The organism is Herbaspirillum sp. 3R11, from assembly GCF_004563925.1.
Taxonomy (GTDB): Bacteria; Pseudomonadota; Gammaproteobacteria; order Burkholderiales; family Burkholderiaceae_D; genus Herbaspirillum.
In genome coordinates, this window is sequence record NZ_SPNJ01000001.1 from 81,909 (window position 1) to 94,395 (window position 12,487).

Annotated in this window: 11 protein-coding genes; 6 read left to right on the forward strand and 5 right to left on the reverse strand. The window is 61.4% G+C overall.

What is annotated here, in order from left to right; all coding sequences use genetic code 11:
• The first annotated feature begins 37 nt into the window (after positions 1 to 37).
• The 6 genes from E4P32_RS00420 (at position 38) to E4P32_RS00445 (ending at position 5,994) form a co-directional block, all read left to right on the forward strand.
• Complete coding sequence (locus E4P32_RS00420) at positions 38 to 1,105, forward strand: esterase (RefSeq protein WP_167735718.1); 1,068 nt, start codon at positions 38 to 40, stop codon at positions 1,103 to 1,105.
• Between the two features lie 18 nt (positions 1,106 to 1,123).
• On the forward strand, positions 1,124 to 2,377 hold the full coding sequence (locus E4P32_RS00425) for a CaiB/BaiF CoA-transferase family protein (RefSeq protein ID WP_116433758.1): 1,254 nt from the start codon (positions 1,124 to 1,126) through the stop codon (positions 2,375 to 2,377).
• Positions 2,378 to 2,449: 72 nt separating this feature from the next.
• Positions 2,450 to 3,487 (forward strand): ABC transporter substrate-binding protein, encoded by a 1,038-nt coding sequence (locus E4P32_RS00430; RefSeq protein ID WP_116433757.1) that lies wholly within the window; start codon positions 2,450 to 2,452, stop codon positions 3,485 to 3,487.
• A gap of 166 nt (positions 3,488 to 3,653) precedes the next feature.
• Positions 3,654 to 4,463 (forward strand): ABC transporter ATP-binding protein, encoded by an 810-nt coding sequence (locus tag E4P32_RS00435; protein ID WP_016833060.1) that lies wholly within the window; start codon positions 3,654 to 3,656, stop codon positions 4,461 to 4,463.
• A 61-nt stretch (positions 4,464 to 4,524) separates the two neighbouring features.
• Entirely contained in the window at positions 4,525 to 5,376 is an 852-nt protein-coding gene (locus tag E4P32_RS00440) for an ABC transporter permease (RefSeq protein ID WP_116433756.1), read from the forward strand.
• A gap of 243 nt (positions 5,377 to 5,619) precedes the next feature.
• Complete coding sequence (locus tag E4P32_RS00445) at positions 5,620 to 5,994, forward strand: DUF3597 domain-containing protein (RefSeq protein ID WP_116433755.1); 375 nt, start codon at positions 5,620 to 5,622, stop codon at positions 5,992 to 5,994.
• 84 nt (positions 5,995 to 6,078) lie between these two features.
• Here the strand turns inward: E4P32_RS00445 and tal are convergent, their stop codons facing one another.
• The 5 genes from tal to pgi form a co-directional block, all read right to left on the reverse strand.
• Complete coding sequence (gene tal, locus E4P32_RS00450; protein ID WP_116433754.1) at positions 6,079 to 7,014, reverse strand: transaldolase; 936 nt, start codon at positions 7,012 to 7,014, stop codon at positions 6,079 to 6,081.
• Between the two features lie 55 nt (positions 7,015 to 7,069).
• On the reverse strand, positions 7,070 to 8,299 hold the full coding sequence (locus tag E4P32_RS00455; protein ID WP_116433753.1) for an AGE family epimerase/isomerase: 1,230 nt from the start codon (positions 8,297 to 8,299) through the stop codon (positions 7,070 to 7,072).
• A gap of 56 nt (positions 8,300 to 8,355) precedes the next feature.
• Positions 8,356 to 9,210, reverse strand: coding sequence for an SIS domain-containing protein (locus E4P32_RS00460; protein ID WP_116433752.1), 855 nt, complete (start codon positions 9,208 to 9,210; stop codon positions 8,356 to 8,358).
• A gap of 68 nt (positions 9,211 to 9,278) precedes the next feature.
• Positions 9,279 to 10,748, reverse strand: a complete 1,470-nt coding sequence (zwf, locus tag E4P32_RS00465; RefSeq protein ID WP_116433751.1) for a glucose-6-phosphate dehydrogenase — start codon at positions 10,746 to 10,748, stop codon at positions 9,279 to 9,281.
• Positions 10,749 to 10,802: 54 nt separating this feature from the next.
• Positions 10,803 to 12,461: a glucose-6-phosphate isomerase gene (gene pgi / locus E4P32_RS00470; protein WP_116433750.1), complete on the reverse strand. Its 1,659-nt coding sequence runs from the start codon at positions 12,459 to 12,461 to the stop codon at positions 10,803 to 10,805.
• Between the last annotated feature and the right edge of the window lie 26 nt (positions 12,462 to 12,487).

Below are 12,487 nucleotides of genomic sequence, written 5' to 3' on the forward strand. Positions count from 1 at the left end.
CAGACGCCGGGGATGATCAAATCCGCAGGAGACAAACATGCAATTTCTTCCACGTCGAACCACCCGCTTGAGCTTGCTGGCGGCCATGCTGATGGCGGCGTCGATCCTGGCCGGCTGCGGCTCCTCGCCGACACAGCACAGCTACGAGGTCGCGGAAGTCGGCAGCTTCCATGTCGGAGGCAAGCAGGTGACGCTGGCGGGATTGCCGTTGCGCGAGATCGTGTTTACCGAAGGCGCTGCGCCGCGCAAGGTCGATCCCAACGGCGATTTTGAAACCGGCCAGATGTACGCCCAATACGTCAAACTGAAAAACCCGCGCGCCCGTTATCCGTTGCTCATGTGGCACGGCGGCGGTCTCGCGGGCACGACCTGGGAAACCAAACCTGACGGCGCTCCCGGCTGGCAGCAGTTCTTCCTGACGCAGGGACACACCGTCTACGTGACCGACGCCGTGGAGCGCGGTCGCGCCTCCTGGTCGCGCTATCCCGAAGTCTACAAAACCGAGCCATTCTTCCGCACCAAGCAGGAGGGCTGGGAGCTGTTTCGCATCGGCGCTGCGGGATCCTACAACAGCGATCCGGCCAAACGCGTCGCCTACGCCGGCACGCAGTTTCCGGTCGCCGCCTACGACCAGTTTTCCAAGCAGGTCATCCCGCGCTGGGCCACCAACGACACCGCCACGCAGGCCGCTTACGATGCACTGGTGCAAAAAATCTGCCCCTGCGTGATCGTGGTGCACAGCCAGGGCGGCAACTTTGCCATCAACGCTGCGCTGCGTGCGCCCGACAAGATCAAGGCCATCGTGGCGGTCGAAGGATCCGGCGCGCCCGATCCTGACAAGGTCGATATCTCGGCGCTGAAAAATATTCCCTTCCTGTTTGTGTGGGGCGATTTCATCGATCAGAATACGTCCTGGAAGCAATACATCGTTGCGCCCGATAAATTCCAGCGGGCGTTGCGCGCGCAAGGCGGCGTGGCCGACCGGCTCGACCTGCCGCAACACGGCATCAAGGGCAACTCCCACATGCTGATGATGGACCGCAACTCCGATCAGGTCGCTGCGCTGGTGCAGGCCTGGATGGACAAGAACGGATTGATGAAATAACCCTGCAACTCCTCATTCATGACAACCAAGACACCGACACCATCCCCCGGCCCGCTGGCCGGCATCAAAGTACTCGAACTCGGCACCCTGATCGCCGGGCCGTTCTGCTCGCGCATGCTGGCCGAATTTGGCGCCGACGTGATCAAGGTCGAAGCGCCCGGCGTCGGCGACCCGCTGCGCCAGTGGCGCGTGCTCAAGGACGGCACCTCGCTGTGGTGGTCGGTGCAGGCGCGCAACAAGAAAAGCCTGACCCTCAACATGAAGGATCCGCAGGCCCAGGACATCGCCCGCAAGCTGGCGCTGGAAGCCGACATCATCATCGAGAACTACCGCCCCGGCGTGCTGGAGAAGTGGAACCTCGGCTATGAAGACCTGAAGAAACTCAATCCCGCCACCATCATGGTGCGGCTGTCCGGCTACGGCCAGACCGGGCCGCTGAAGGATTTGCCGGGCTTCGGCGCGATCGGTGAATCGATGGGCGGCATCCGCTATGTATCCGGCCATCAGGACCGCCCGCCGGTGCGCATCGGCATTTCCATCGGCGACTCGGTCGCCGCCTTGCATGGCGTCATCGGCGCGATGATGGCGCTGCGCCACCGCGACGTTACCGGCGGTCGCTGGAACGGCAAGGATGGTGAATTGCGGGTGGCAGGGCAGGGCCAGATGGTCGACGTCGCGCTGTACGAATCGGTGTTCAACCTGATGGAGTCCCTGGTGCCCGAATTCGACCAGGCCGGCGTGGTGCGCGAGCGCACCGGCGGCGCCTTGCCCGGCATCGTGCCTTCCAATACCTACACCACTGCCGACGGCAAGAACGTCGTGATCGCCGGCAACGGCGACGCCATCTTCAAGCGCCTGATGCTGGCCATCGACCGTGCGGACATGGCCAACGACCCGCAACTGGAGCGCAACGACGGCCGCGTGCCGCGTACGGAAGAAATCGACCGCGCCATCCAGGCCTGGTGCAGCGGCAAGACCATCGACGAGGCGCTGGCCATCCTGCAGGCCGCCGACGTGCCGGTAGGCAAGATTTATTCGGTGCGCGACATGATGAGCGATCCGCAATTCCTGGCGCGCAACATGTTCGAACAGCATGCGTTTGCCGACGGTACGCCGATCAAATTGCCTGCGGTGACCCCGAAGTTGTCGGAGACGCCGGGCGGCACCAAATGGATTGGTCCCGAGCTCGGGCAGCATAACGCTGAAATCTTGCGTTCGCTGGGGTATGATGACGCACAAATTGCGCAGTTGCGCCAAGACAAGGTCATTTGAAGGCAGTGAAAAACTGCCGCATGACGCGGCAAGACATAAGCAAATATTGCAAAGTTCATAGGAGGAGACCACATGAAATTCAACCTGAAGCAATTCGCCATTGCGCTGGCGCTGTTCCTGGCCGGCTACCTGACATTCAACACCAACCTGTTCGCCCAGGCGCTGGAAAAGCCGAAGGTATCCATCGCCGTCGGCGGCAAGAACCTGTTCTACTACCTGCCTCTGACGGTCGCCGAGCAACTCGGCTACTTCAAGGATGAAGGCCTGCAAGTCGAGATCTCCGACTTCGCCGGCGGCGCCAAGGCCCTGCAGGCAATGGTCGGCGGCAGCGCGGACGTGGTGTCCGGCGCCTACGAGCACACCATCAACATGCAGGCCAAGAACCAGCCCATCGTCGCCTTCGTGCTGCAAGGCCGCGCGCCGCAGATCGTGCTGGCCGTCAGCAACAAGACCATGCCGAACTACAAGAGCGTGGCCGATCTGAAGGGCAAGAAGATCGGCGTCACCGCGCCGGGCTCCTCGACCAGCATCATGGCCAGCTTCGTCTTGGCCAAGGCCGGCCTGAAGCCGACCGACGTGTCCTTCATCGGCGTTGGCGCGGCAGCAGGCGCGTTGTCGGCATTGCGTTCGGGTCAGATCGATGCGATCGCCAACCTGGATCCGGTCATCTCCATGCTGGAACAAAAGAATGAGATCAAGACCGTTGCCGACACGCGTACACTGAAGGACACCGAAGCCGTATTCGGCGGCCCGATGCCGGCTGCCACGCTGTACGCGCCGGAAGCGTTCATCAAGAAGTATCCCAACACTACCCAGGCGCTGACCAACGCCATGGTGCGCGCGCTCAAGTGGATCCAGCAAGCCGGTCCTTCCGACATCATCAAGGCGGTGCCGGAGAGCTATCTGCTGGGCGACCGCGCGTTGTACATCTCGGCCTTCCTGAAAGTGCGTGAAGCGATGTCGCCGGACGGTATCTTCCCGGACGCCGGTCCTGCCACTGCGCTGCGCACGCTGCAAGCGTTCGAGCCTGACCTGGCCAGCAAGAAGATCGACCTGTCCAAGACTTACACCAACGAGTTCGCCAAGAAGGCCAACGCCAAGCACAAGTAAGCGTTGAACATAAGGCAAAACACACGGGCGCCTTCGGGTGCCCGTCTGCAATTTTCAGTGCCGTATTCTTTGCCATGACGATGTACAAACCGATGCACCATCCGACGTCCCTCCCGATGTCTTTTTTCAACATACAAGAATTCGGCCTGGCCGGAGACTCCTCGCTATGACGCCAGCACTTTTCCTCGACGACATTACCTGCACCTTCGTTTCCAAGGACGATCGCAACCAGCGTTACACCGCGGTCGCCAACACCACGCTGGCGATCGCGCCGGGCGAGTTTGTCTCGGTGGTCGGTCCGACCGGCTGCGGCAAGTCAACCCTGCTCAACGTCGGCGCCGGCCTGCTGCAACCATCCTCGGGCAGCATCAAGGTGTTCGGCGAAGAACTGGTCGGCATCAACCAGCGCGCCGGCTACATGTTCCAGGCCGAAGCGTTGATGCCGTGGCGCAGCGCGCTGCAAAACGTCATCGCCGGCCTGCAATACCGCGGCCTCGAAGACGGTGAAGCCAAGGCGCTTGGCGAGCAATGGCTGGCGCGCGTCGGCCTCAAGGGCTTCGGCGACCGTTATCCGCATCAATTATCCGGCGGCATGCGCAAGCGCGTGGCGCTGGCGCAGACGCTGATCATGGATCCGGACATCATCCTGATGGATGAACCGTTCTCGGCGCTCGACATCCAGACTCGCCAGCTCATGGAAAACGAAGTGCTCGACCTGTGGAACGCCAAGAAGAAGGCCGTGTTGTTCATCACCCACGACCTCGACGAAGCGATCGCCATGTCGGACCGCGTCGTCGTGCTGTCGGCCGGTCCGGCTACGCACCCCATCGGCGAATTCACGATCGACCTGCCGCGTCCGCGCGACGTCGCCGAGATCCGCACGCATCCGCGCTTCGTTGAACTGCACCAGCAGATCTGGTCGGTCCTGCGCGATGAAGTGCTCAAGGGATATCAACAACAGAAGACCGCGGCTTAGATTTAAGCCAACTTAAGCCAACGGCGGCCGGCACCTATAAAAATTCGGGCAAAGAAACATCATGTGGAAACTCCTCAAACCTAGTCATAAAAACCTGCGCTTCTGGCAATTACTGGTGCTGGTCGTGGTCCTGGCGGTATGGCACATCGCCACGCGCAACGAACAGACCGCATTCTTCTTCGGCGAGCCGCTCAAGGTCGCCGTGCGCATCTGGCAGTGGTTCACCGTCGGCAGCGGCTCGCTCGAAGTCGGTTTCGGCGACACCACTTTCTTCACGCTGAACTTCCCGGCGGAAATCTATTCGCACCTGCTGGTCACGCTGACAGAAACCGTGCTGGCCTTCGGCATCGGCACCGTGCTGGGCCTGGGCATCGGTCTGTGGCTGGCGCTCTCGCCGCTGGCCTCGGCGATCCTCGATCCTTACGTCAAGGCTGCCAACTCGATGCCGCGCGTCATCCTTGCGCCGATCTTCGCGATGTGGTTCGGTCTCGGCATCTGGTCCAAGGTGGCGCTGGCGGTGACGCTGGTGTTCTTCATCGTGTTCTTCAACGTCTACCAGGGCGTGAAGGAAGTCAGCCCGGTGGTGCTGGCCAACGCCCGCATGCTCGGCGCCAACGCGCGTCAATTGCTGCGTACGGTGTACCTGCCGTCGGCGACCTCGTGGGTGTTTTCCAGTCTGCACACGTCCATCGGCCTGGCCTTCGTCGGCGCCGTGGTGGGTGAATATCTGGGCTCGGCACGCGGCGTCGGCTATCTGATCCTGCAGGCCGAAGGCAGCTTCGACATCAACACGGTGTTTGCCGGCATCGTTGTACTGACGGCGTTCGCGCTGGTGCTCGACGTTGCCGTTGGTGTGATCGAGAAGCGCCTGATGAAGTGGCAGCCGAAATCGGGCGAGACTGAAAAAATGTAATCAACGCAGCATCATCAGCCTAGGCTGATGTCAGAGAAAAAGAGGCGGAGATTCCGCCTCTTTTTTATTTTCCGATCGTAGTAAATCGTTTTGCTTCTAGAATGTTTTTTGAAGACCGGACACTTGTAGGGGTGTCGCGGGTCGTTCAGGAACTTCACCCGGCGAGGCTTCTCAGAACTGGCCGTTGCTTGCATTGCATCATCGTGAAGGCAACGTTCCTTCAACCCATTTCAGGAGAACAGCATGGGTATTCTGAGCAACATTTTCAGCAAGATTTTTCCTTCTTCCCATCCCGCGCAGAACGATGCTCCAAACACCACAGCACCCGAGGCCGGAGCACTCCCCGACCAAGCGAAGCCGCTGGTGGATGTCGCCGCGATCCTCGACGGGATGGCAGCAAAGAACCCGCAAAAGCTCGACTGGAGCAGTTCGATCGTCGACCTGATGAAATTGCTCGATCTCGACAGCAGCCTCACCGCACGCAAGGAGCTGGCTACCGAACTTGCCTATCAAGGTGATGTCGGCGATTCGGCTGCGATGAACATCTGGTTGCACAAACAGGTCATGACCAGGTTCGCCGAGAACGGCGGCAAGGTGCCGGCCGAACTGCAGGGCTGAGATGGAAGCCGGCCGGCTGCAACCGGCCGCAGCCAATAAAAAAGGGACGCCGATGCGTCCCTTTTTTCGTTTGCAATAGCGAGATCAGCGCAAACCATCCACGATCTTGTCCAGCTTGACTGCATCGGCGCAGAACTGGCGGATGCCTTCGGAGAGCTTTTCGGACGCCATGGCGTCGTCGTTGAGCGCCAGGCGGAAGCTCTTTTCGTCCAGCGAGATTTTCTTGAGGTCGGCCGATTGTGCGGCTTCCTTGCTCAGCTTGCGCTCCACCGGCGCATCGCTTTCTGCCAGCTTTTGCAGCAAGTCCGGGCTGATGGTCAGCAGATCGCAGCCGGCCAGTTCGACGATCTGCGAGGTGTTGCGGAAGCTCGCACCCATGACTTCGGTCGCATAGTCGAACTTGCGGTAGTAGGTGTAGATGCTGCGCACCGATTGCACGCCCGGATCGTCGGCGCCGGTGTATTCCTGGCCGGACGATTTCTTGAACCAGTCATAGATGCGGCCGACGAACGGCGAGATCAGCTGGACCTTGGCTTCGGCGCAGGCGATCGCTTGCGGCAGTGAGAACAGCAGCGTCAGATTGCAGCGGATGCCTTCCTTTTCCAGCACTTCGGCCGCGCGAATGCCTTCCCAGGTCGAGGCGATCTTGATCAGGATGCGCTCGCGCTTGATGCCGGCAGCTTCGTACAGCTTGATCAGCGCGCGGCCCTTGGCGATGGTGCCTTCAGTGTCGAACGACAGGCGCGCATCGGTTTCGGTCGAGACGCGGCCGGGGATGAGTTTCAGGATCTCCAGGCCAAACGCCACCAGCAACTGATCGATGATGCCGTCCGTGCTCAGCTTGGAGTGCTCGCGCACGATCTTTTCCAGCAGCGGCTTGTACTCGTCCTTCTGCACGGCCTTGAGGATCAGCGAGGGATTTGTCGTCGCGTCTTGCGGCGCGAATGCCTTCATCGCCTGAAAGTCGCCGGTGTCGGCCACGATGGTGGTGTATTGCTTGAGTTGGTCTAGCTGAGTCATGGCAATCAATCTCGATGTAATGAACTAAACGACATTCTAACGTGGGACGTTGGCCTCACCGTTTTTTCGGTAGCGGCGCACCGACAGCATTGAGCGACTCCAGATACGCGCCCAGCGGATGGTAGAAGTCGGTCTTGCCGTGCGGCGGTTTCTCCGGGCCGTAGCGTGTGTTGTCGCGCTGCAGGATGCGATACCAGCCGCCGCGTTCCTGATCGATCAGGTGCTGCATGCTGTACTGCCAGAGCTGGTCGTAGACTTCCCAATAAATATCTTCACCGGTGCGCTGCGCCAGCAGGGCGGCGGTTGCCAGCGACTCGGCCTGCACCCAGAAATACTTGTCGCCGTCGCAGACGCTGTTGTCGGGCGCGATGCCGTAGAACAGACCGCCGTGTTCTTCGTCCCAGGCCACCGGAATGGTGGCGTCGAACAGCGCGCGGGCGCGCGGCGCCAGCCAGCTGGCGTCGTCCTGCAAGTGCTCGGCGTGGCGCTCGAGGATCAGCAGCAGCTTGGACCATTCGGTCATGTGACCCGGCTGGTAACCCCATGGGCGGAACATGTTGGTGTTGTCGTGCTTGTTGTATTCCCAGTCGATCTTCCAGTCGGCGCTGTAGTGTTCCCAGATCCAGCCGTTGGCCAGCGCCGCCTGGCGCACCGTGATGTTGCGCGCGAGGCGTTCGGCGCGATGCAGGAAGCGCGGTTCGCCGGTCGCTTCGAAGGCGGCCAGCAAGGCTTCGCAGCTGTGCATGTTGGCGTTCTGGCCGCGGTAGTCCGAGACCACGCCTTCGGGCGTCGCTTCGTCGGCGTAGAGGCCGTGCTGTTCGGACCAGAACAGCTTTTCCATATGGTTGAAGGTGGCGTCGATGTGTGCACGCGCTTCTTCAACGCCGATCTCCAGTGCATGGGCATACGCCAGCAGCACGAAGGCCAGGCCGTAGCAATGTTGGGTGCGGTCCACCGGCACGCCGTCCTTGAGCACCCAGGCATAACCGCCGTAGCTCGGTTGCCAGTGCTGTTCTTGCAAAAATTTGAGGCCGTGGCGTACGGCGTCGCGGTGTTCTTCCTTGCTGTTGAAACGGTAGGCCAGCGCATGGCAAAACACCATGCGCGTGCTGTTGACCAGATGACGGCTGGTGTCGTACACGCTGCCGTCGTCGTTGAGGTAATGGAAGAAACCGCCGGCCGGGTCGAAGGCATGCTGCGTGAAGAAACCGATGTCGCGTTGCAGGCGTTCGTGCAGGAAGGCGGGGGTGCGGAAAGGAGTGGTCGGTGTCGTTGTCGAATTCATGGAAAAGCTCGGCGTAAAAATCAACGTAGGAGTTAGCCTAAAAGTCAGCTAAAAAATCAGCGAAAGAACGAATCGAATTGCATGTCGAATTTTTGCAGCGACTTCTGGGCATTCTGCATCTTCTTGCGGAATTCCGGACCGCGGCGCAGCGCCAGGCCGACGGCGAGAATATCGATCACCACCAGATGCGCCAGACGCGCTGAAATCGGCGTGTAAGGGTCAATGTTGAAGCTCAGGTCAATCGGCACCAGCACGGTCGCCAGTTCCGCCAGCGGCGTACCGCTCGGCCCCAGCACGATGATGTCGGCGCCGCCCTTGCGTGCCAGCTGCACGCTGCGCAGCAGCGCCGCGTTGCCGCCGCGCTGCGATATCGCCACGACGGCGTCGCCGGGTTTGAGCAGCGAGGCGGCGATGCTGTGGATGTGCGGATCGGAGTAGGCCACGGTCGGCACGCCCGACCGGAAGAATTTGTGTTGCGCGTCGTTGGCCACGATGCCTGAGGTGCCCTGGCCGTAGAACTCGATCTTGCTGGCGCGCGCCAGCACATCCAGCGCTAGCTGGATGGCGTCAGGATTGAGATGATTGCGCAGGTCCAGCAGAGTGTTGATCGAGCGGCTGCAGATCTTGTTGACCAGGTCCACCGCGAGGTCGTCCTGCGCCAGCGACTCGTCCGCGCCGGGCAAGGCCAGCGCCAGGCTTTGCGCCAGCTTCAGCTTGAAGTCGTGCCAGCCTTCATAGCCGATGGCGCGGCAGAAGCGAATCACGGTCGGCTCCGACACTTCGGCGTTCTTGGCCAGCGCGGTCAGGTTTTCCTGCAGCGCCAGTTGCGGATTGGCGAGGATCGCGGCCGCTACCTTCTTCTCGGACTTGGAGAGCGAGTTGATGTGCGTGCGGATGGAGTCGAGTAGCATGGACGTGGTCGGGCCTCTGATGTGGAATGCGGCGGGACGATGTTGTCGCCCCGCCGCATGGTCAAAACTTAAACTTCCGGCAGCGCTTCTTCACGCCATTGCAGGCCGTCGCGACCGATCAGGGCGCTGGCGGCAGCCGGGCCCCAGGTGCCGGCGCTGTACGGAATCGGGTCGCTTTCTTCCTGGTCCCAGTGTTCCAGGATCGGCTCGACCCATTCCCACGCCGCTTCCAGTTCGTCGCTGCGCATGAACAGCGTGAGCTGGCCGCGCAGCACATCGAGCAGCAGGCGCTCGTAGGCTTCCATGCGCGGCGTCTTGAATTTTTCGCGGAAATCCAGTTCCAGCTCCACCGGTTTCAGGCGCATGCCGTCGCCCGGCGTCTTGGCCATCAGATTCATGTGCAGGCCTTCGTCCGGCTGCAGGCGGATCACCAGACAATTGGGCGTGCTGCGGCTGTTTTGCGCGAAGATCGAATGCGGCACGCTCTTGAAGCGCACCACGATTTCGGCCAGGCTGTCGGCCATGCGTTTTCCGGTGCGCAGGTAGAACGGCACGCCGGCCCAGCGCCAGGTGTCGATCTCGGCCTTGACCGCGACGAAGGTTTCGGTGCGCGAATCGGGATTGGCGTCTTCTTCCTTGCGATAGCCCGGCACGGCGACGCCGTTGACGTGGCCGGCGCGATACTGGCCGCGCACCACGTTCATGGCCAGCGTGCTTGGCGTGAAACGCTTGAGCGAACGCAGCACCTTGAGTTTTTCATCGCGCACCGAGTCGGCCGAATTCGATACCGGCGGCTCCATCGCGACGATACAGAGCAGCTGCAACAGATGGTTCTGCAGCATGTCGCGCAGCGCGCCCGAGGTGTCGTAGTAGTCGAAACGGCCGCCCACGCCAAGTTCTTCGGCGATGGTGATCTGCACGTCGGAAATCCATTCGCGGCGCCACAGCGGCTCGAACAGCACGTTGCCGAAGCGCAGCGCCAGCAGATTCTGCACCGCTTCTTTACCGAGGTAGTGATCGATGCGGAAAATCTGCGATTCGCTGAAATAGCGGCCGACCTGCTTGTTGATGTCCTTGGCGCTTTCGAGATCGTGGCCGAGCGGTTTTTCCAGCACCACGCGCGCGTTCGATGTCGCCAGTCCGGCTTGTGACAGGTTGTCGCAGATCATCGAGAACAGCGTCGGCGGCGTCGCCAGGTAAAACACGCGCGAGATGGCGGGATCGTCGCGCATGGCGGCGACCAGATTCTGGTAGGTCGCCGGTTCCTTGGCGTTCAGAGAGACGTACTGGATGCGGCCGCAGAAGCGCTGCCAGACCTCGGCTTCGAGCGTGGCGCTGCTGACGTGCGGTTTGGAGTTCTTCTCGACGATCTGCAGGAAATCTTCATTGCTCTTGTTGTCGCGGCCGATACAGATGATGCGCGCGCTCGGCACCAGGTCGCGGGCGCGGTCGCGGGCGTACAGCGCGGGCAGCAGCTTGCGCATCGCCAGGTCGCCGGTGCCGCCGAATAGAACCAGGTCAAAATCGGAAATAGCCATAGCAGTCTTCTTGTGGGTTTGTTGTTCGGGCAAACGTAACGTATCAGTGCGTAATCAATTCCGGGGATCGGACAAGGCCTTCTTCGCCAGTGCAATCAGCGCATTGGTGGAGCAGTCGTGGCGCGCCGGCACCGCTTCGCCGGACAGTTCGGACTGGATGGTCTTGGCCAGCACCTTGCCCAGTTCCACGCCCCATTGATCGAAGCTGTTGATGCCCCAGATCGTGCCTTGCACGAAGGTCTTGTGTTCGTACAGCGCGATCAGCGCGCCCAGCGTGGCCGGTGTCAGCACGTCCAGCAGCAGCGTGTTGCTCGGGCGGTTGCCGTTGAAGGTCTTGTGCGGCAGCAGGAAATTGACTTCATCATCATCGACGCCCAGCTTCTTGAGGTCTTCGCGCACCTCGTCGGCTTGCTTGCCGCGCATGAAGGCTTCCGACTGCGCGAAGCAGTTGGCCAGCAGCACCGCATGATGACCGGGCAGGTCGTGCGTCGCGTGCAGCACCGCGATGAAGTCGATCGGCGTGATGTCGGTACCCTGGTGCAGCAGCTGGAAGAACGCGTGCTGACCGTTGGTGCCGACGTCGCCCCAGATGAATGGACAGGTCGCCACACCGACGGCGCTGCCGTCGCGCGTGATGCGCTTGCCGTTGCTTTCCATTTCCAGCTGTTGCAGGTAAGCGGGGAAGTGGCGCAGGTCGTGATGGTAAGGCGCGATCGACAGCGATTCGCTGTTGAAGCAGTTGCGGTTCCAGATGCCGATCAGCGCCTGGATGATCGGCATGTTCTGCTCCAGCGGCGCTTCGCAGAAATGCTTGTCCATCGCGTGGGCGCCGGCCAGCAGCTCGCTGAAATTCTTGAAGCCGATCGCCAGCGCGATCGACAGGCCGATTGACGACCACATCGAATAGCGTCCGCCGACCCAATCCCAGAACGGGAACATGTTGTCGGTGTCGATGCCGAAGGCGCGGACGGCTTCCGTATTGGTCGAGACCGCGACAAAGTGTTTCGCCAGATCGGCTGCGCCGGCGCGCTGCAGGAACCAGTCGCGCGCCGAACCGGCGTTCATCATGGTTTCCTGCGTGGTGAAGGTCTTGGAGGCGACGATGAACAATGTTGTCTCGACGTCAACGCGTTGCAGCACATCGTGCAGATCATGGCCGTCGACGTTGGAGACGAAGTGCATCGTCAGACGCGGATGGGCGAAAGTGCGCAGCGCGGTGCAGGCCATTTGCGGACCCAGATGCGAGCCGCCGATGCCGATGTTGACGATGTCGGTGATGGGCTTGCCGCTCAGGCCCAGCCATTGGCCTTCGCGCACGCGCTCGGTGAAGCCGTGGATGCGATCCAATACGGCATGAACGTCCTCGCCGATGTGCTGTCCATCAACTTGCAGGGCTTGGCCGCGCGGTGCGCGCAGGGCAGTGTGCAGGACCGCGCGGTGTTCGGTGAAATTGATCTTCTCGCCGCTGAACATGGCGGCGCGTTGCCGCTCCACGCCGCGTTCGCGCGCCAGCTCGAACAGCAACTTGAGCGTAGTATGGTCGACACGGTTTTTGGAGTAGTCGAACAGGATGCCGGCGGCCTTGACGGTCATGTGGTCGAAGCGCTCGGGATCGGCGGCGAACAGGTCGCGCATGTGCCGGTCGCGGACCTCGGCGTGGTGAGACAAAAGTGCTTGGAAGGCTGCGGTCGCGGTAAGTGCTGTATGCGGCATGTTCTGCAATCTTGGCTGAAGTGAGG

Coding starts and splice junctions, on each gene's coding strand:
- E4P32_RS00445 (WP_116433755.1), top strand. CDS start 5,620: ATGGGTATTCTGAGCAACATTTTCAGCAAGATTTTTCCTTCTTCCCAT.
- E4P32_RS00425 (WP_116433758.1), top strand. CDS start 1,124: ATGACAACCAAGACACCGACACCATCCCCCGGCCCGCTGGCCGGCATC.
- E4P32_RS00460 (WP_116433752.1), bottom strand. CDS start 9,210: ATGCTACTCGACTCCATCCGCACGCACATCAACTCGCTCTCCAAGTCC.
- E4P32_RS00455 (WP_116433753.1), bottom strand. CDS start 8,299: ATGAATTCGACAACGACACCGACCACTCCTTTCCGCACCCCCGCCTTC.
- zwf (WP_116433751.1), bottom strand. CDS start 10,748: ATGGCTATTTCCGATTTTGACCTGGTTCTATTCGGCGGCACCGGCGAC.
- tal (WP_116433754.1), bottom strand. CDS start 7,014: ATGACTCAGCTAGACCAACTCAAGCAATACACCACCATCGTGGCCGAC.
- E4P32_RS00440 (WP_116433756.1), top strand. CDS start 4,525: ATGTGGAAACTCCTCAAACCTAGTCATAAAAACCTGCGCTTCTGGCAA.
- pgi (WP_116433750.1), bottom strand. CDS start 12,461: ATGCCGCATACAGCACTTACCGCGACCGCAGCCTTCCAAGCACTTTTG.
- E4P32_RS00430 (WP_116433757.1), top strand. CDS start 2,450: ATGAAATTCAACCTGAAGCAATTCGCCATTGCGCTGGCGCTGTTCCTG.
- E4P32_RS00435 (WP_016833060.1), top strand. CDS start 3,654: ATGACGCCAGCACTTTTCCTCGACGACATTACCTGCACCTTCGTTTCC.
- E4P32_RS00420 (WP_167735718.1), top strand. CDS start 38: ATGCAATTTCTTCCACGTCGAACCACCCGCTTGAGCTTGCTGGCGGCC.